The following is a 22,002-nucleotide window of genomic DNA, read 5'->3' as shown; positions in this document are numbered from 1 at the left end:
ATAAACCTGCCAAACACCGCATAACGCCACTCCCTCTAACCAACCCGTAAATTTGTCAAAAGCATTCAGCGCGACCACCAATCCTGCCAACAAAACTCCTCCCGCGGACAAAGAAAACCGCATAAAATCCTCAAACGCGGCATAACTTCCTCAAACACGGCAAACTATCCCCAAACACCGTATAATTCCCTGTAACGCCGCATAATCCTGCCAAACGCCGCATAACGCCACTCCCTCCAACCAACCCCTTAATTAGTCAAAAGCATACAGCGCGACCACCAATCCTGCCAACAGAACTCCTCCCGTAGACAAAGAAAACCGCATAAATTGCCCAAACGCGGCATAACTTCCTCAAACTCCGCAAACTATCCCAAAACACCGCATAATTCCCTGTAACGCCGCATAATCCTGCCAAACGCCGCATAACCGCGCCAAAACGCCGCATAACGCCACTCCCTCCAACCAACCCCTTAATTTGTCAAGAGCATTCAGCGCGACCACCAATCCTGCCAACAGAACTCCTCCCGCGGACAAAGAAAACCGCATAAAATGCCCAAACGCGGCATAACTTCCTCAAACACCGCAAACTATCCCAAAACACCGCATAATTCCCTGTAACGCCGCATAATCCTGCCAAACGCCGCATAACCGCGCCAAACGCCGCATAACGCCCGCCAAAACACCACCAAACCCAACCACTAGTAGCATCCTCACAAATCCCACAAAATTCCTCCTTCCAACGAACTACCAACACACTAAAAAAACCAACACCTTCGAACGATTTTTCTGAAATATCGCATAGTACAACAGCAATCGCTATTTTCAATCTACTTTCGCTATGCTATGTTGTGAGAGAACACTACTAAACTCACAAGGGGGAAATGGTACTGTGAAGAAACAAAATTTCACGAAAATGCTAAGCGCACTACTAGCATTCATACTCGTGCTCTCACTCGCCACACCATTTGCAGCATCCGCCAACACGGACCTGCCAAGCGGCACACAAACGAGCGAAACAGCACACAACACCAACGCTTTCAAAGACAAACTCTCTGACGAAAGCACACTGCAACAAAAAGCCGCCATCGCCGAACAACTCAACCTAATCGGCGGCGAAGCAACACTACACGAGCAACTCCAAAAACTTTCAGGGAACGAACAAATCCCAGTCATCATCCACTTCTCTGAACGCTCGGTAGCACTCGAAAAAGGCATCAAAAAACTCAACGGCAAACCATTTAGCGCCACGGAAGAAAAACAAACCAAACAAAAAGTCAAAAACCAACAAATCCGTGCCAAAAAAGAAATGGTCACCAAAGGCATAAAATTCAACGAAGGCTACACATACGACACAGTACTTAACGGCATGTCAGGCACCATCAAAGCCGACGACCTCGAAAAACTACTCGAAGTCTCAGGCGTCACGCTGATCGAACCCGACACAACCGTCACAGCATTCGAAACAAGCAAACCAGCCAAAACAAACTTGAAAAAACCAACTCCGTCAGACAATAAACTTCAAGAGAAAGCACCAAATAAACAAGCAACACCAGCCATGGACACAAGCATCGGCTTCCTAGGCATCGAAGCACTATGGGCTGAAGGCTACGAAGGACAAGGCATCAAAGTCGCCGTCCTCGACACAGGTATCGATGCGGACCACCCTGAATTCCAAGGCATCTACAAAGGCGGCAAAAACTTCGTCCCACACACAGGAACGGACTACGCCCGCCCACGAGCAGCGGACGACGCATCCGAAACATCACCACTCGATCGACCGGATCACCGTCCTGAATTCAACGAACGCGGCAGCTCCTTCTACACATCACACGGCACACACGTAGCAGGAACCATCGCCGCAATCGGCAACAACGAATACGGCATCAAAGGAATCGCACCAAAAATCGACCTCTACGCATACCGCGTACTCGGCGCATACGGCAGCGGCTCCACATCCGGCATCATCAAAGCAATCGACACAGCCGTCATCGAAGGCATGGACGTCATCAACCTATCACTCGGCGGTGGCGCAAACTCCGAAACGGACGGCGCATCATTCGCCATCAACAACGCCATGCTCGCAGGCACAATCTCAGTCATCGCAACAGGAAACTCTGGCCCGAACCGCGGCACAATGGGCACACCCGCCACATCCCGCCTCGGCATAGCAGTCGGTAACACAACAAACCCGGAAGCACGCTATTTCGGTGACGCAGCCATCACAATCGGAGACTACAACCTCTCCAAAACACTGAACCTAATGGGCACAACATTTGGCCAAGACCTTGCAACACAACTAAACGGCGAATATAGCCTCATCGCAGTCCCAGGCGTAGGAAAATCATCCGACTACGCAGGACTCGACGTCAATGGTAAAGTCGCACTCGTCTCACGCGGCGAAATTGCATTTGTCGACAAAATCGCAGCGGCAAAAGATAACGGAGCAGTCGCAGTCATCGTCCACAACTTTGCAGGCGGCTCAAACGCACCAGGCCCGTCCGGCACATTCCTCGGTGACGCATTCGAATTCATCCCGACATTCGACATGTCCCAAACCGACGGAGACGCAATCCGAGCGGCATTAACACAAGCAGAAGGCACCATCACATTCAGCAACTTTGACAACACACTCACAACCGGCGACGACGTCAACAACTCAAGTTCCCGTGGCCCATCCACACCGAACTTCGACATCAAACCCGACGTCACAGCACCCGGCACCAACATCATGTCAGCAATTCCGATGTACAAAGCCGACTTCCCGGAAGCAACCTACGAACACGCCTACACGCGCAAAACAGGTACTTCCATGGCTACACCTCACATTGCGGGAATCGCGGCATTAGTCAAGCAAGCGAATCCGACATGGAACGCCTTTGACGTCAAAGTTGCCCTGTCCAACACAGCAAAAGTCTTGGACACTAGCAAGTACGACGTATTCGCACAAGGAGCCGGCCGCGTACAAGCCTACCAAGCTGCACACCCAGAAATCCTTGCGTACAGCATGGACACGGCAAACAACGACGGTGAAACAGTCGAAAACCTAAAAGGCACCGTCACATTCGGCCCACAATCACTCGACCAAGCAATTTCCGTCAACAAGCAGATCCTCGTCAAAAACGAGAACGGCAATGGCGGCACATACAACGCAACAGTCGAAGTGACAAAAGGGTTCGCGGATGCAACCGTCACAATCGACAAACCGACGTTCACTCTAGCAGGCGAACAATTGCTCAACGTCACGCTCACAGCATCTGCCAACACGAACGCGAAACCTGGCGATGAAATGCTCGGCTACATCCACATCACAGGTGGCAGCACCGTCGCATCGTTACCATTCGCAGCTGATTTCGGCGGGGAAGCAGCAGCTGAAGTAAAAGACATGTCCATTACGGAAACAGACCTTAGCTTCAACGACGACGGTGTAAAAGACGAAGCAATGCTTTATTTCACCATCACAGGTGACGTCGGCCTTAACTTCGTCGAAATCTGGGACATCATGAACCCGACAGGCGGCACGTATGAAGACGGCTACATCGGCTACTTGCATGCAGGCTCTAGCTTAGGTGCAGGTTCCTACCAGCTACCAATCCGCGGCCAATACAACCCGTGGGATGGAACAGGCGCAACAACAATTCCTGACGGCCTCTATACAATCGATTTCTCTGGCCAAACCGTATCCGGCAATCCACCAGTCATCGGTGACTACGTCGGACCAGTCGTCGTCAAATCGACAGCAGGTACCGTCACAGGCGTAATCGAAGGCACAACAGTAACAGGCGCAATCGATGACACTTATATCATCTACCAGCAAGAACTCGTCAACTACAACTTGGGCTACGACATTAACACGAAACTACACGCAACATACGAAGTGAAAAATGGGGAAGAAGTCGTAGCATCCGGCCCAGTTACGTTAGCACAGGACGGCACATACACATTCGAACTGCCGAATCTGGACAAAGCCAAGCACACCGTCATCGTCAAGTACGAAGACGCAGCTGGCAATAAAGCCGAAGCCGTCATCTACAACGCTGGCGACCAAGTGGACGACCAAGTCACGTACACACTGAACGAACAAGCACTCGCCCTACAAACTGGCGACACAGCACAACTGACACTAACAGAAACAACAACAAAACCGGACGGCACAACAACGGACAAAGACGTCACAGCAAACGCAACTTTCACATCAGCTGACGAAACGGTCGCAACCGTCCAAAACGGCACCGTCACTGCAGTCGCAGCCGGAACAACCGAAATCACTGTCACATACAACGATTTCACCGCTGCCGTAACGGTTGAAGTAACAGACCAACCAACCGGCGAAGAAACCGTCACGTATACAGTGAACAAAACGCAAATGGTCCTAGGCGTTGGCCAACAAGAACAACTTTACGTCACTGAAACAACTGTAAAATCGGACGGCACAGTAAGCGAAAAGGACGTCACAGGACAACTTCGCTACAACGTCGTCAACAACACGTACGCAACGGTCCACAAAGGACTCGTCACAGCAAAACAAGCAGGCAAAACCCAAGTGCGTATTTTGATTCCGAATCGCGACCCAATGTACGTCTATTTGGAAGTGAAAGACCTTCCGCAAAACACGGTCACATATTCTGTCAATAAAACACACCTCAACATCGGTGTCGGTCAACAAGAACAACTGTACGTGACAGAAACAACCGTCACACCTGAAGGAGACGTAACAGAAAAAGACATTACCGGCTTTGCGAGCTACAAAGTGATCGATAACACTGTCGCAACTGTCAAAAAAGGTCTCGTCACAGCAGTCGCACCTGGCCAATCACAAGTGCGCATCACAATTCCAGACAAAGAAACACTATACGTCTACTTGACAGTGGAGGACGTCCCACAAGATGTCGTCACATACACACTGAACAAAAAGGAATTGACAATGGAAGTCGGCCAGCAGGAGCAACTTCGCGTCACCGAAACAACGGTCACTCCTGAAGGTGAAACAACCGAAAGAGACGCAACTGCACAAACGCGTTTCAATGTCGTCAATAACACATTTGCAACGGTTCAAAAAGGACTTGTCACAGCACACGCACCCGGCAAAACCCAAGTTCGGGTTACACTCCCAAATGGCGACATAACACTCGTCTACTTGGAAGTGAAGCAACCTGCGCAAGAAACCGTAACCTATGCAATTAATAAAAACGAACTCACACTGGAAGTAGGGCAAGAGGACAACATTACAGTCCTTGCAACAACAGAGCACATCGACGGCAGCACAACAATTACGGATGTCTCTGAACAAGCATCCTACACAGTAGCTGACCCGACGATCGCCTCCGCAACACGCGGCATCGTCACTGGCCAGCAACAAGGAACAACACAAATCACCGTCAAATACGCGGACTTCACCGCAACAGTCAACGTTACCGTCCAAGCACCAGCAGGGCCGGACACAGTCACTGTCACAGAAGAAAGCATCGCGCACTACTTGAACAACAAAAAAGCAAACCAAATCATCATCGACATCACCGAATTTGACGATGAAAAACACATCGTCATCGAACAAGCATTACTGAAAAAAATCGAGAAATCTGAAAAAGACGTTGTCCTCCAAATCGCTGGGGCAACCTTCACATTTGAAGACGACGCAATCGAAGAACTACGCAAACAATCAAAAGGCGACCTCACCATCGCCATCAGCCAAGCAGACGGTAGTGCAATCAAAAATGCCATCTCCGACATCTTCACACTCGCCTTCTACAAAGGCACAGGAGATACGAAACAAGCTCTCAACAAACTTGCCGAAGAAATCGAAATTACACTACCAATCGACACAACGAAAGTAAGTTCCAAAAAAGTAGCAGTACTGGATCTCTCAACGAACAAAAAACTAAAAGCCAAATACAAAAAAGGCAACCTCGAATTTGAAACAGAACAACCAGGTAGCTTCGTTGTAATTAACGACTAAACATTATTAAGAGCCGCGTGATGCACTGTACAGTAAGAGCATCACGCGGTTTCATTATTGACCAGCTAAAAAATCCCTAAATTATTTAAAAGGATAGCCATTCTCCTGTTGAACTTTTCACAAAACCTCTTGCATCGCCTAGTTTATAAAAGATAGAATCGTGTAATAGAGAAATAGATGAAAAATCATTGAATTGGAAAAGGATGTGCCTCGAAGATGAGCAAAAAAGCGTCCGAACTATTACAGCATAAGCAGAACATCCAAAACTGGAGCGCACGAAGAGCTACCCAACAAAGAAACTATAAAACAACGACGAAATCCGTTCGTAATTACGTCGTGCTCGATTTTGAAACGACTGGATTCCGAGCAGGTGCAGACCGAATCATCCAAATTGGAGCACTCAAGTACATCGATCACCAACAAACCGAAATCTTTAGCACGTTTATCAATCCGGAACGTCACATCCCACACAAAATTACGCGACTTACCGGTATCTCAAATGAAATGGTTCAATGGGCACCAACAATCGAAAATAAAATACACGAACTCATGGAATTCATAGATCATTTACCCATCGTAGCGCATAACGCTCCCTTTGACATGGGCTTTCTATATGCCCTCAACAACCATGAAGGCATCACAATCCCACAATACACAGTCATAGACACTGTCAAACTAGCACGCAAAACCATCACTGAAACACCCAATCATAAACTCGGCACACTCGCCAACTACCTACAACTCGAACACGACGCACACGACGCAATCGGCGACTGTCTAGCCACCGCCGCCATCTACCAATACTGCACAATAACCGCCTGAACAAAAACCAGGCGGTTATTCCTATCCCAATTCAAGTATCCACAAAAACCCATAAACACCGCATAACCTCCTCAAACGCCGCAAACTCCTTAAAAACACCGCATAACTCCGAAAATCGCCGCAAACTTCCTCAAAACACCGCATAACTCCGCCAAACACCGCATAACCGCCTCAAACACCGCATAACCTCAAAACTACAAATCCCTTCCAACTAACCCTTAATTTGTCAAAAGCATTCAGCGCGACAAAATCCATCCCCCTCAAAAATCCACCCGCGGAAAAAGAAAACCTCATAAAAACAAAGAACGCCGCATAACTCCCTCAAACACGACAAACTTCCTCCAAACACCGCATAACTCCGCCAAACGCCGCAAAACCGCCTCAAAAACCGCATAACCTCAAACTACAAATCCCCGCCAACCAACCCCTTAATTTGTCAAAAGCATTCAGCGCGACAGATCCATCCCCTTCAAAAATCCACCCGCGGAAAAAGAAAACCTCATAAAAACAAAGAACGCCGCATAACTCCGTCAATCGCCGCATAAACGCCTCAAACGCGGCAAACTTCCTCCAAACACCGCATAACTCCACCAAACACAGCAAAATCGCCTCAAAAACCGCATACTTCTCCAAAACGCCGCATAACACCCGCCACCCAACTCATTTTCCAAAATTGCTCCTCAAAAATCCTGCCAAAACAACGCATAAACACCCCGAAAACAGCATAACATCAACCAAACACATCAAATTGTGTCTTTTTACACCAAAATACGAACTTGCTCCAAACCATTCCAATCCCGAACAAAGCAAGCTACACTAAACTAGAGGTGAAAAAATGCTATACAAAAACCGAACAATGCCAAACGACTTACAAGGGTTAATCGCCTTGGACAAGCGACTGCCCAACCACCACGATAAAAAGCATGCCGTACAAAAAGAACTATACAACTGCGAAGTAGGATACAAAGGGGAACTCGAATTTGACAAAGCCATGCTCGACTTCGAACCCGACTATCCATGCGCACTGTTGCACGATCTCTACTTGCACACCAACGGAAACTATTTTCAAATCGACTCGCTACTAATCACGCCAAGTGCCATCACGATCATCGAAGTGAAAAACTTCGCCAACAAAACAGTCATCACCGAAAATCCAACCCAATTCATCAAAGTCTATCGAAACGGTGACCGAAAAGTACTGAAAAACCCAATCGAAGAAGTCCGGCGAAAAACAAAATATTTGAAGAATTGGCTCACCCGACACAACATCCAGATCCCCATCGAAAGCCTCATCATCTTCACACACACCAACGAACTCGCCTTCGAAAACTCGCAGCTCCCAGTGAAAATCTTATTTACTTACGAAGCCGTCGACTACCTAGCTGCACAACCGATCACCGAACACATCCTTGACAAAACCGCAATACAGCAATTGGCAATGAAATTCAAGAACCAACACAAAACCTACAACCCATTCCCGCTACTGAAGATTTACAGCATAAATCCTCAAGACATCTCAACGGGCGTCATTTGTCCAGCATGCAATAAAATCGGAATGCGTTGGGAAAAGAGGAAGTGGAATTGCAAAAAGTGCGGCCACACAAGTAAAAGCGAACATGAGCAAACAATAAAAGAGTGGTTCATGCTCATCAACCCGCAAATTACGAATCGGCAACTTCGCTATTTCCTACAGTTACCAAGCCGCCACGTTGCTCAAACATTGCTCGCCAAATCCAATCTACAGCTTCGAGGTGAAAAACGGGCGGCCCACTATATTTTACGAAAAGAAGGGAAGGCACCAATTCCCGTCGAATAAACAGCTTGAAGAGGGGGGGATGCAATTGAACATCACACTAGAAAAAGTCACACAACAAAACATTAGAGACTGCGTTCAGCTAAACGTAGGAGAATCCCAACAAGAATTCGTCGCAAAAAACGTCAACACCATCGCATGGGCATACGTCGATCCAAACTTTACACCGTATGCAATCTGTCACGACACAACCGTCATTGGCCTACTCGCAATAGAGGACATTCCCGACAATGAACCATACGATCGCTATTGGATTCCACGCTTCATGATCGGCGAGCAATTCCAAGGAAAAGGCTACGGCAAACACGCCATGCAAGCAGCTATCGACATGCTTTCCGAGAAAGCCGAATGCGAACGCATCCGCCTATCCGTCTGGCCCGAAAACCCAGGAGCCATCGAATTCTACAAAAAAGTCGGCTTCATAGTCACGGACGAAATGCTCGAAGACGAAATCGTAATGGACTACTACCCAAAATAAACAACCAACTAGCAAAATCAACCATCCATGAAAAAGACCGCTTCAAAGCAAGTAGCAAACTCGCCCTCAAGCGGTCTTTCACTTCACAATCCCCGCAAACCTCTCCAAAACTCAGCATAACTCTGCCAAACGCCGCATAATTTCGAAGAACGCGGCATACTCCAGCCAAGCGCCGCATACTTCTCCAAAACACCGCATAATCCCACCCAAAGCCGCATAACCACCCGAACTCCAGCAATCCGCCTCCAACCAACCCCTTAATGGTTAAGTGCATCCATTCGCGACCTCTATGCCAAATCACAAAAGCACCCCGCGAACCCAACAATCCCCGCAAACCTCTCCAGAACTAAGCATAACTCTGCAAAACGCGGCAAAACTTCCTCAAACGCGGCATACTTCTTCCAAACGCGGCATAATCCCGCCAAACGCCGCATAATCCCACAGAACGCGGCATAATCCCGCCAAACGCCGCATAACCCCGCAGAACACCGCATAATCCCACAAAACACCGCATAACCACCAAACTACAGCAATCCGCCTCAAACCAACCCCTAAATGGTTAAGTGCATCCATTCGCGACCACTATACCAAATCACAAAAGCACCCCGCGAACCTAGTAAACTCCGCATACCTCTTGAGAACTCAGCATAACTCTACGAAACGCGGCATACTCCCGCCAAACGCGGCATAACATCACAAAACGCCGCATAACTCCACCAAACCCCGCATAATCCCACAGAACGCGGCATAATCCCGCAAAACGCCGCATATCTCCACCAAACCCCGCATAATCCCCAAAACCCCCGCATAACCAATAAAAATCCTGTATAATCAACCCAAGAAAACAAAATCAATCAGCCAACAAAAAAAGAAAGGAGCATCTACCATGCAAGTCGACCAACAAAAAACCACCTACAAACCCGATCCGCGCTTCAAAATCGCTCACCGCGAAGCAAAAATCGGCATCGCACTCGCCATCTTCAACTTCATCTGGTGGTTCGGATTCGCCTACGGACTCGGCAACCGCCCACCCGAAGAGTACACATACACATTCGGCCTGCCCGACTGGTTTTTCTACAGCTGCGTCATCGGCTTCATTCTGATGTCCGCACTTGTCATTGTCATCACAAAATACTTTCTAAAAGAAATCCCGCTCGACGCAGAGCCTACCGAAACCCAGCCAAAGGAGGAATCACCGAAACTATGAATAGCCAAGTCATCATCCCGCTCATCATCTTCCTAATCGCGATCTTCGCCATCGGCTTCATCGCGTCCAAACAAATGAGCACAAATGGCGGATTCCTACAAGAATACTTCCTTGGCGGACGCGAACTCGGCGGCTTCGTCCTCGCCATGACGATGGTCGCCACATATGGCAGCGCATCCAGCTTCCTCGGAGGCCCCGGAACCGCCTACACAGTCGGCTTCGGATGGATTCTGCTCGCCATGAGCCAAGTTGTCACCGGCTATTTTGTCCTGCTCATCCTAGGAAAAAAATTCGCTATCCTAGCGCGCAAATACAACGCCGTCACGATGATCGACTTTCTAAAAGCCCGCTATAATAGCTCGGCCGTCGCGATTCTATCAGCCCTAGCCATCATCATCTTCCTATTTTCCGCCATGACCGCACAATGGGTCGGCGGCGCACGGCTCATCGAATCGCTAACCGGCCTCCAATACACATCGGCGCTCTTCATCTTCGCCATCTCCGTCCTCGTCTACGTGACCATCGGCGGATTTCGCGCAGTCGCACTCACAGACGCCGTCCAAGGAGCCATCATGGTCGTCGGAACACTCATCCTCCTCATCGGCGTCATCATTGCCGGCGGGGGAATCCCGGCCATCATGCAAGACTTACTCAACGAAAACCCGAGACTCGTCACACCATACGGAGCAGACGGCACCCTCACACCCGCCTACATATCCTCATTCTGGATACTCGTCGGCGTCGGCGTCGTCGGACTCCCACAAATGGCCATCCGCGCCATGAGCTACAAAAGCTCACGCGCCATGCACCGGGCACTCGTCATCGGCACAATCGTCACCGGCTTCATCATGCTCAACATGCACCTCATCGGCGTCTTCGCCCGCCCCGTCATGCCGGGCATCGAGGTAGGGGATAAGGTCATTCCGTTAATCGCGTTGGAAGTATTGCCCCCGTGGCTAGCGGGCATAGTGCTCGCGGCACCTATGGCAGCAATCATGTCAACCGTGGACTCGCTTTTATTACTAGTAAGCTCAGCCATCGTCAAAGACGTATACCTGAACTTCATCAAACCTGAAGCACCCGAAAAACAAGTAAAACAACTGAGTATCGGCATCACAGGCCTCCTAGGAATCATCGTCTTCCTCCTAGCCCTGCAGCCACCCGACCTACTCATCTTCCTGAACCTATTCGCATTCGGAGGACTCGAAGCCGCCTTTATCTGGCCAATCGTCCTAGGCCTATACTGGAAATACGGCAACAAATACGGAGCCATACTCAGCATGCTCACCGGCATCGCCAGCTACATCGCGATCCACTTCTACAACACAACAAACGGCAATTTACTCGGAGTACACACCGTAACCGTACCAATCGTACTCTCCCTAATCGCCTACATCATCGGCTCCCTCGCCATCCAGCGAAAAGCCTTCAAATTCTAACTCAAAAGCGGGGCCCACAGCCCCGCTTTTCTAATCAATATCAATCAACATCCAAACACCGCATTACTCCCAAAAACGCGGCATATTTCCTTCAAACACCGCATAACCTCTGCAAACGCAGCAAACTTCCTTCAAACACCGCATAACCTCCGCAAACGCAGCAAACTTCTTCCAAACCCCGCATATCTTCCTCCAAACACCGCATAACACCAACCAATCCATCCATCTCAAACAAACCCTTAATTTGTCAAAACCCATTAGGCGCGACACAAAAATCCTGCTCAGAAACCTTCCGCGGAACACCGCGTATTCTTCTACAACTCAACACGGATAACTAGAAGGTAATAAAAATGAAATAACACTATAAATATGCTACACTTAACATATACTAAAAAAGACCGAGCGTCGGACAACGCTCAGTCAATTACAGCTAACATCCGCAAGAAGTGCGGTTGGCTAGTAGAGCATAACGTAACCCCATCCCACTTAGGCCAGTGTATTGGATGGGGTTATTTGTTTCTAGTGGTAAACAATACAATATATGCTACTACAGTTGTGACAGCAGTAGCAATAGCTATAAAAAACTGAATTAATACACTTATAGCCTAGTATGTCCCCATTTTATCACCCCCTTTCACGGGAGTGCCAACCTTCCATCCAACTATGTCGCTGTAAATTTTATTATACCATTCTATGTTAATTGTAGCGAACAAACATTCTTGTTAGTGGAGAATAAAATTTCATACATAATTCCCCCAATCCTATCGTACAACGTATATTTTATGCCGTTATAAGCCATTACCTGTTCTAGTTCAACAGAATATTTTATTCCAAATGACCATTAAACGAAGCCATTAATTTGTCAAAACCCATAAGGCGCGACAAGTAACCTCCATCACTCAGAAACCTCCACGAAACAGAAAAACTCTTTCCCGCACACCGCAAAAATTCCTCAAACGCAGCAACCTTCCTCCAAACTCCGCATAACCTCTCGAAACGCGGCATAAATTCCTCCAAACGCCGCATAACCTCGCGAAACGCGGCATAATTCCCGCAAACGCCGCATACTTTCACAGAACGCGGCATAACTCTGCCAAACGCCGCATAACCTCGCGAATCGCCGCATAACTCCACCAATCATCGCATAATCGCCCCAATCATCGCATAACCGCCTCAAATCCCCGCAAACTCCCCAAAAAACCAAAAATCTATGCTAAACTAAATGCCACAAACAACAGAAAGAAGGCGCACAACCCATGTGGAAACTATACGCACTCCTCACAACCACAATGCTCATCTGGGGACTCAACCTCCCCCTACTCAAATACATGCTCACCATCATGGACCCCGTCACAATGACCGCATTCCGCATCCTCACCGCCGGAATCGCCGTCTTCATCATCCTGAGCGCATTCAAACTCGTACGCCTACCAACCAAACAAGAATGGCCATACATCATCGGCGGCGCAGCACTCAACGTCGTCTTGCACCACTACTTCCTTAACATGGGCCTCTTCCGCACATCAGGCACAAACGCTGGACTCATACTCGGAACAGGACCCGTCCTAACCGCCATATTCACAGCACTCATCCTGCGCAACTACCCGACCAAAATCCAATGGCTCGGCGCAATCGCAGGCTTCATCGGCATCGGCTCCGTTGTCCTCGCAGGCGGGGAAGGACTCAACGGCCTCAAACTCGGCGACACATTCGTATTCCTATCGATCCTTGCCCAAGTGCTCTCGTTTTTGGTAATCGCGAAGGCAGCAAGAACGCTTGACCCAAGGCTACTCACCGCGTACATGTTAACAACAGGCAGCCTCCTGCTCATCGTCATCAGCTTCATTCAGGAACCCGGTGAAATTGCGAAATTCGCTACTGTTCCGCCGACATTCTGGGCAGCATTTGCAGCAAGCGGCATCATCGGAACAGCCGTCGGACACATGCTCTACAACTACTCACTAGGAAAAGTCGGACCAGCTAAAGCCGCCATCTTCATGAACCTAAACACGCTCTTTTCACTAACAGGCTCAGCCCTCTTCCTAGGCGAAATCATCACAGGACGCCATCTCATCGGCTTCCTACTCATCATCATCGGTGTCATCCTCGGCTCAGGAGCGGCGGAAGACCTATGGGAAAAACGAAAACTCAAAACAGCCCAAGTAAAATGACAACTATCGCCCTGTAAAAACAACTACAAAACTCTCCGATGTTTAGAAATAAGAGATCCATTTCTAACAAAGGAGAGTTTCTTTATGAATAAAAACATCGCAACAGGCATCTTTACCCTAATGTTATTTCTCACAGCAGTCATCCAACCTGCACAAGCTGCAACATTTAAAGACGTCCCGCAAAGCCACTGGGCATACGATGCAATCAATAAAATCTCCAACCAAGGCATCATCAACGGGTACGCAAACGGCAACTACGAACCGAATGAGTTAATTACCCGCGCCCAATCAGCGAAAATCGTTGCGCTCGCCATCCAAGCAAAACCAACTGCCGACTTCACACCGTCCTTCAAAGACGTTGCCAAAACAAATACATTCTACAACCACATACAAGCACTCACACAACGAGAGATTTTCCATAATGGAATAGCCTTTAAACCAAATGACTCATTAACAAGGGGGCAAATGGCCAAAATCATCGCACGCGCATTCAACATCACGCTCGATGACAACGACCTCATCCAATTCAAAGACGTCCCGAAATCATACGGCTTCCATCCCTACATCACAGCAATCGCGGAAGTAGGCATCACAAAAACAAAAGAGGGTACTTCATTTCTTCCAAATGAACCCGTCACTCGAGCCCAAATGGCTGCCTTCATCCAACGTGCAAACGAGTTCCAAGCAAAGCTGCAAACCGGTGAAATCTACTATGATGCAACACAAAAGCGTTACATCGATAAAACCTACTCAATCCCAGCACCACCAAACACCGAGTCAGCTCAAACAGTGAGCGACCAAACAATTAATTTGGTCAATAAAAACCGTCAACAACAAAATCTAGCAACATTACAGCACGACAAAAACCTATCTGCAATCGCCAAAAAGAAAGCCGAAGACATGGCAATCAACAACTACTTCGCACACGTTTCACCTACATACGGATCTGTAGGGAACATGCTCGACCACTTCAACTACAACTGGACATCATACGGCGAAAACATCGCAAAAGGTTACAAAACACCCGACACAGTCGTCGACGGATGGATGCAATCACCCGGACACCGCGCAAACATTCTCCAACCCAAATTCAAAAACATCGGATCCGGCTACGCAACCGACCCAACCGGCACCACCTACTGGGTCCACCTCTTCTCAACAAACTAAACAACCACCCGGACTCGCTCAAAACAGCGAGTCCGACCCCTAAAAATTAAACACAACAAAAATCCTCCAAACACCGCAAAAATGCCTCAAACGCGGCATACTTCGACCAAACACCGCATAAATTCAGCAAACACCGCATAATCCTATCAAACGCGGCATAACCGCTCACACCACACAACCCCCTCTAAACAAACCCTTAATTTGTCAAAACCCATTTGTCGCGACACAGATCATCCGTTCCACAAAATCCCCTGCGAAACAACGAACCCCCCATCCGTTTGCCGCATAAATTCGTCAAACGCCGCATAAATCCACCAAACACAGCATAATCTCCCAAACACCGCATAATCATCCCAAACGCGGCATAACCTCCCACCACACAAACTCCTCTAAACCAACCCTTTAATTGTCAAAACCCATTCGGCGCGACACAGATCATCCGTTCCACAAAATCCCCCGCGAAACAACGAACCCCCCATCCGTTTGCCGCATAAATTCGTCAAACGCCGCATAAATCCCCCGAATACAGCATATTCTCCCCAAACACCGCATAATCGCCACAAACGCGGCATAACCGCCGCCAAACACCGCATAATCGCCACAAACACCGCATAACCCCCGTCAAACGCCGCATACCCTCCCACCACACAAACTCTTCTATACCAACCCTTAATTTGTCAAAACCCATTCAGCGCGACACAGATCATCCGCCTCACAAAATCCTCCGCGAAACAACCAACCCCCAATCCATTCGCCGCATAAATTCGTCAAACGCCGCATAAATCCCCCAAACACAGCATATTCTCCCCAAACACCGCATAATCACCTCAAACGCGGCATAACTCCGCCAAACGCCGCATAACCGCCGCCGCCCAACAAATCAAAATAAAACTGTTAAGATTTCGTATATTCCACTAAATCTCTTGGAAGCTCTCTCACTAAGATGGTAGAATAAGAATGACTCACCAAATCGATTCAAAGGGGGAAGAAATTTGTACAAGTTTAATCAAAGCAAAAAATTTCTTGCAACATCAGTAGTCGCTTCAGCTGTAGCGGCAGCAGTCATGGTGCCTGCAGCGTCTGCTGACACGGCAACGACAACAGGATTCAAGGACGTCTCCAAATCCTACGCAACAGCGGTTGATTTTCTTGTCCAACACGACATCACAAAGGGGTATAACAAAGATGTTTTCGGGACAACCGATTCCATTAAACGTGCTGACGCAGCGGTATTAATTGCCAACGCACTTGGATTCGATAAAAATAAAACATACAAAGACGCTGGATTCAAAGACGTGCCGGCACGTGCAAAATGGGCGGTTAACGCTCTCGTTGAAGCAGGCATCATCGACGGCTTGAACGCCACTGAATTCGGTTCAGATGAATTGTTAACACGTAACCAAATGGCGAAGGTGCTTGCAAACGCTGCAAACCTTGCCATCGACGACAAAGTGAAAACGACAAAATTCAAAGACGTCAACTCGAACTTCTCGAAATACGTCGAAGCACTCGTCAAAGCAGGCATTACACAAGGGAAGGATGACACGAAATTCGGTGCGTATGACCACGTCACACGCGGCGAAATCGCGCTTTTCCTCTTCCGTTCACAAGAAAACCTTGGCTTCATCGACTTAATGGTCATGCATATGAACGACCATCACGGTTACCTAGAGCCATTCCCGTACATTTCGACAGTCGTTAAAGAACTACGTGCTCAACATAAAAACAACCTCCTTCTTCATGCAGGGGATGCGTTCTCTGGGGATCTGTACTTTAACGCATTCTACGGTAAAGCAGATGTGGCAATGATGAACGAATTGAAATTCGACGCAATGACATTCGGAAACCATGAATTTGACCTAGGCAGCTCTAAAGAAGGGCACCAGAAGTTACAAGAGTTCATTAAAGCGGCGAAATTCCCGATGCTCGGCGCAAACGTCGACTTCTCAAAGGACGAGCTGTTCAAAGGCATGCAAACGCGCGGCGTTACTGAAAACCATAAAGACGGACATATTTATGACGGCGTCGTCATGGATGTCAACGGTCAAAAAGTCGGCGTCTTCGGCTTGACGACGGAAGAAACACCATCCATCGCGAGCACTGGAAAAGTTGAATTTGAGAAATATATTGAGCGTGCGCAAGCGACGGTCAAAGCATTTGAAGACAAAGGCATTAACAAAATCATTGCCGTCACACATATCGGTTTCGACGATTCACTCGTCTGGGACAATGACAAAGAACTCGCGGAAAAAGTGAAAGGCATCGACATCATCGTCGGCGGCCACACACACTCGAAAATTAAAGCACCTGAAGTCATTAACGGCACAACAGCAGCGCCAACAATCATCGTTCAAGCACAAGAATACGGCAAAGTACTCGGCACATTGGACGTCAAGTTCAACTCCAAAGGTCAAATCTATGCACACGCAGGGGAGTTAATCGTCACAGATCCGACTTCCAAAGACTTCACAGTGAAAGCAGATCCGGCCGTAGCGAAAGTACTTGCGCCATTCACAGAAAAAGTGAACGAAATTAAAAATGCATCCATCGGCGTAAAAGCGACGGTCCTTCTTGACGGAAAACGTGACTCCGAAAACTCTGGTGTGTCCAGCGTGCGTCACAACGAAACAAACCTCGGGAACTTGATGACAGACGCAATGCTATGGAAAGCGAAATCTATTAACGCTAAAACGTCCATCGCAATTCAAAACGGTGGTGGAATCCGTACATCCATCGAAGAAGGCGACATTACGACAGGGGACGTTCTTAAAGTCATGCCTTTCGGAAATGCTTTAGCAATCATGGAGTTGACTGGGGAAGAAATTAAGAAAACCCTTGAACACGGTGTAGCGGCTGACGCAATCGAAGGCGGTAAAGGTTTGAAAGAAAACGGCGGATTCTTACACGTTTCCGGCATGAAATTCACGTACGACAGCACGAAAGCAAAAGGCGAGCGTGTCCAATCCGTACAAGTACTTGAAGGCGACAAATACGTCGATCTTGATAACGCTAAAACGTATTTCGTAGCAACAAACACATTCACTGCTAAAGGCGGTGACGGTTTTGAAGCACTCGGCAATGCGTACAAAGCAGGTCGCGTATCAGAACCTGGTTTCGTAGACTATGAAAACTTCATCGAGTACGTAAAAACATTAAAAGCGGACTTGAAACCAGAAGTAGAAGGACGTATCATTGACGTCTCACTAGCAGTCCAACAAAACGGCTACAAAACAAAATAAGACGATTCGACAAAGACCTACACCAATTCGACAGGTGTAGGTCTTTCTTGTTAATAAACCACCAATTCCCATTACCAATCACCTAAAAATGACCTAATTCCTCAAAAACCACTACCCACTTCCTACCGCGTTTAGACACGAAATCCCAAAAAAATTGAAATTAGTACGAATGAAACATATTAATATGTAAAGCGGTATGCTAGACTAAAAGAAACATTTTTCCACAAAGGAGTACAGTTATTCAATGAAAAAAAGTGTTTTATTTCTGTTGTCGTTCGTATTGATTTTTTCATTCGAACTTTTCACGGTCAAACCTGCCTCAGCTGCTTCCGGATTTGTGGACATAACATCTACACATAGAGCTTACAAAGAAATTACGTATTTAGAACAGGGTAATATTACAACCGCGGATATTTTCAACCGATATGAACCAGATGCACCGATGACACGAGCACATGCAGCTGCTATGATTGGACGAGCAATTCAATTAACAGGCACGCCCGTTGAAACGCGCTTCTCTGATGTACACATGGATCACTTTGCATCCGGTTACATCGAAGAATCCGTCAATCGCGGCATCATCTTCGGTTACAAAGAAGCAGACGGCACGTATACATACAAGCCGGACAAGCAATTAAAACGTGGAGAAATGGCCTTACTCATCAGCCGTGCATTCGGATATAAATCCGATACGACACACGCCGCAGCACAAGAATTCCTCGCAAAAGGAATTTCCGCTGGGACAGGCAATGGGAACTTCGGAACAGAAGACCTCATGAAACGTGGAGACTTCGCCGTGTTCCTAGCAAGAGCAGTCAACGCGGAATTCAGAGTGAAAGCAAATGACTTAGCTTCATCCGAAATGTACGTTGAAGTAGGGGACGACGATGTACTCAACATGCGTACAGGCCCTTCAACAAACTACTCGGTCACTAAAAAGTTATTCAGAGGATACCCGATTGACGTTCAATACAAAGTCGGCGAATGGGTATACACAAAAATCGGTAACGACTACGGTTTCATTCACGGCAATTTCTTAACAACGGACCAGCCACACATTAGCAACATTAAAGACCCGATCGATGTCATTGAAGATGTTATCGTCGGCAAGAAGCCACTAAACGAAATCACAATTGTCCTTGACCCAGGCCATGGCGGAAAAGATCCAGGTGCAGCAGGCAATGGCATGCGTGAAAAAGATGTCGTATTAGATATTTCTAAACGCGCAAAAAAATATTTCCAAGGCACACCGATCAATATTAAACTAACAAGAGAAACAGACGTATTCCTTGAATTGCAGGAGCGTGTAAGCTTCGCAAAAAAACAGCAAGCAGACATGTTCATAAGTGTCCATGCCAATGCATTTAACGGAAAAGCATCCGGGCTTGAAACGTACTATTATTCTGCAGCAAGAAATGCGAACGTTACAGAATCGAGAGCACTTGCAACATACATCCAAAACAGAATGCTCGAAGCATGGAACTTACCAAACCGTAAAGTACAAAGCAAATCACTGCACGTACTACGTGAAAACTCCATGCCAGCAACACTGATTGAAGTCGGCTTTATTGACAATAAAACAGACGCAGCATACATCAAATCTCCTTCACACCGTGAAACAATGGCAAAAGCTGTCTACCTTGGCTCACTTGACTACTTGTATCACTTCGAAGGACGCGATGACGTTATGCCTTACTACACAAAATACAATGCAAAACCTTCTAAAAAGTAATAGCCAAACAGCCCTACTGGAATCTCTTTTCTAGAGGGCTTCTTTTATAGGTAAATTGCAAACAGGACGGTGACCGCAATGAAAAAATTCATCGGAGCATTTGCGTTCGTAATGGCTTTCCTCATTACAATGCAGCTCCCAGCGCATGCAACAGCACAAACAGACAAGTACTTGCTCATCAGCGAAAACCAAACCGAACTCATTGAATTCATGCACGTAAACGGGATCGCCATCCAAAAAACGTACCCGGAATTCCAAATCATTTCGGCACAATTAACAGATGACGAACAATACCTTATCAAACAAACATTCAATAACACAATTATCCAGCGAGATAGCGAATACAAAAAAGAAGGCGAAAAAGACATTCCTTCCAGTGCACTCATTAACACCGCACGGAACACGACATCCCCATATTCAGGGAAGGGCGTGAAAGTCGGCGTGCTTGACTCCGGAATCGACGTCAAACACCGTGACATCAAAGTGAAAGACGGCTACTGTGCAATCGACGTTGAATGCGCAATCGGCACACCGTACGATGATGACAACGGCCACGGCACACACGTTGCGGGCATCATCGCAGCACTTGCCAATCAAACCGGACTCATCGGCATCGCACCGTCCGTCGATCTTTACAGCATCAAATCATTGAACGCATTCGGCATCGGGACGACAACGAGCCTCATCGACGGCATTGATTGGGCCATTAAAAACAAAATTGACATCCTGAACTTAAGCATCACGACCGACAAAGACGATCCTGCACTACGCCAAGCATTAAAACGTGCATACGACAGCGGCATCCTCATCGTCGCAGCAGCAGGGAACAATGGCGATGAAGCGAGCGGTGTCGTCATGTATCCAGCAAAATACGATTCCGTCATCGCCGTCTCCGCCGTCAAAGCGGATTTGACAAAGCTCCCAAGAAGCGCGTCAGGAAAAGAAGTCGAAATCGCTGCACCTGGCCATAAAATCTTCAGTACATACCCGATGAAATGGGATTTCGAAGACGGCAAAGCGGACGGTTATACACAACTAACCGGGACATCGATGGCAGCCGCGCATGTGACCGGCGTCCTTGCGCTCTATAAGGAACGTTTCCCGAACATGACGAACGTCGAATTGCGCGCACTCCTCGCGCATTCAGCGAAAGATCTGGGGCAAAGGGAAGAGATGACGTTTTCGGACACGGACTTGTCGAATACAAACAAGCCTTGCAAAACACCATTTCATTCACACAAAACCGCCAAGCCGGCCAACTGACGTTACAATACACCGGTCCAAAAGCAGTTACAGTAACAGGAAATGGCATCATCCAAACGGACAAAGGCCAATGGACACTGTATGGTGTTGCAGGAACGGTTGAAGCACGCGTCACAACGAAAACCGAGCAAGGCACGAACTTTACCGAGAAAATCTACTTATCCTTGCAACAACCGGCATTTAAAGACGTCAACAACACCCAGCGGTTTGCGGGTCCGATCGGCTTCCTAACAAACAAGCAACAAATTAAAGGCTTCCCCGATGGCACATTGCGCCCGTACGAACAAATTACGCGAGCGGAAGCCGCAGCCATCATCTGCCGAGCATTAGGCTACACCGAAACGACGAATAAAACATCATTCAAAGACGTTTCACCTTCTTCATTCGCAGCGAGCTACATCGCGCAACTAAAAGAAGCGAAAATCATTTCAGGATTCAAAGATGGCACCTTCAAACCGGACCAAAAAGTGACACGTGGTGAAATGGCGATCTTCATTGCCCAAGCGTTCGCCCTACAAGCCGACACGAAAAATCGTTTCGTTGATTGTCACCCGTCCATGGCAGCCTACAACGCCATCAACGCCCTCGTCGCCGCGAACGTGACGACCGGCTACAGCGACAAAACATTCAAACCGAACGACTACATGAACCGCGCGGACTTCGCCGTCTTCCTCGCGCGTGTTCAAGAAGACGCGTTCAAGCAATAACCTACGGAAAT

General features: G+C 47.8%; 12 protein-coding genes. All 12 read left to right on the top strand.

Annotated features, from left to right (window positions below; translation table 11 throughout):
* The first annotated feature begins 889 nt into the window (after positions 1-889).
* Positions 890-5,953: a S8 family serine peptidase gene (locus tag ACVHUV_RS00555; protein WP_462085764.1), complete on the top strand. Its 5,064-nt coding sequence runs from the start codon at positions 890-892 to the stop codon at positions 5,951-5,953.
* A 216-nt stretch (positions 5,954-6,169) separates the two neighbouring features.
* Positions 6,170-6,775 (top strand): 3'-5' exonuclease, encoded by a 606-nt coding sequence (locus ACVHUV_RS00550; RefSeq protein WP_462085763.1) that lies wholly within the window; start codon positions 6,170-6,172, stop codon positions 6,773-6,775.
* A gap of 835 nt (positions 6,776-7,610) precedes the next feature.
* Complete coding sequence (locus ACVHUV_RS00545) at positions 7,611-8,591, top strand: nuclease-related domain-containing protein (RefSeq protein ID WP_462085762.1); 981 nt, start codon at positions 7,611-7,613, stop codon at positions 8,589-8,591.
* A gap of 25 nt (positions 8,592-8,616) precedes the next feature.
* On the top strand, positions 8,617-9,066 hold the full coding sequence (locus ACVHUV_RS00540; protein ID WP_462085761.1) for a GNAT family N-acetyltransferase: 450 nt from the start codon (positions 8,617-8,619) through the stop codon (positions 9,064-9,066).
* A gap of 886 nt (positions 9,067-9,952) precedes the next feature.
* Complete coding sequence (locus ACVHUV_RS00535) at positions 9,953-10,273, top strand: YhdT family protein (protein ID WP_462085760.1); 321 nt, start codon at positions 9,953-9,955, stop codon at positions 10,271-10,273.
* Positions 10,270-11,712: a sodium/pantothenate symporter gene (gene panF / locus ACVHUV_RS00530; RefSeq protein ID WP_462085759.1), complete on the top strand. Its 1,443-nt coding sequence runs from the start codon at positions 10,270-10,272 to the stop codon at positions 11,710-11,712. The genes ACVHUV_RS00535 and panF overlap by 4 nt, the downstream gene beginning before the upstream one ends.
* A gap of 1,256 nt (positions 11,713-12,968) precedes the next feature.
* Positions 12,969-13,883 (top strand): DMT family transporter, encoded by a 915-nt coding sequence (locus tag ACVHUV_RS00525; RefSeq protein WP_462085758.1) that lies wholly within the window; start codon positions 12,969-12,971, stop codon positions 13,881-13,883.
* Positions 13,884-13,967: 84 nt separating this feature from the next.
* Complete coding sequence (locus ACVHUV_RS00520) at positions 13,968-15,050, top strand: CAP and S-layer homology domain-containing protein (protein WP_462085757.1); 1,083 nt, start codon at positions 13,968-13,970, stop codon at positions 15,048-15,050.
* A gap of 992 nt (positions 15,051-16,042) precedes the next feature.
* Positions 16,043-18,289: a 5'-nucleotidase C-terminal domain-containing protein gene (locus ACVHUV_RS00515; RefSeq protein WP_462085756.1), complete on the top strand. Its 2,247-nt coding sequence runs from the start codon at positions 16,043-16,045 to the stop codon at positions 18,287-18,289.
* 244 nt (positions 18,290-18,533) lie between these two features.
* Positions 18,534-20,021 carry an N-acetylmuramoyl-L-alanine amidase gene (locus ACVHUV_RS00510; protein ID WP_371391180.1) on the top strand — a complete coding sequence of 496 codons (1,488 nt, stop codon included), beginning with the start codon at positions 18,534-18,536 and terminating at the stop codon, positions 20,019-20,021.
* A gap of 78 nt (positions 20,022-20,099) precedes the next feature.
* Entirely contained in the window at positions 20,100-21,284 is a 1,185-nt protein-coding gene (locus ACVHUV_RS00505; RefSeq protein ID WP_462085755.1) for a S8 family peptidase, read from the top strand.
* A complete protein-coding gene (locus ACVHUV_RS00500) occupies positions 21,236-21,991 on the top strand; it encodes an S-layer homology domain-containing protein (RefSeq protein ID WP_462085754.1) in 756 nt (251 codons plus the stop codon). Before ACVHUV_RS00505 ends, ACVHUV_RS00500 begins: the two co-directional genes overlap by 49 nt.
* The last annotated feature ends 11 nt before the right edge of the window (positions 21,992-22,002 follow it).

This window comes from Sporosarcina saromensis (assembly GCF_054901285.1).
The sequence above is the reverse complement of the archived record's forward strand: the minus strand, read 5'-3'. Positions and strand labels throughout refer to the sequence as shown.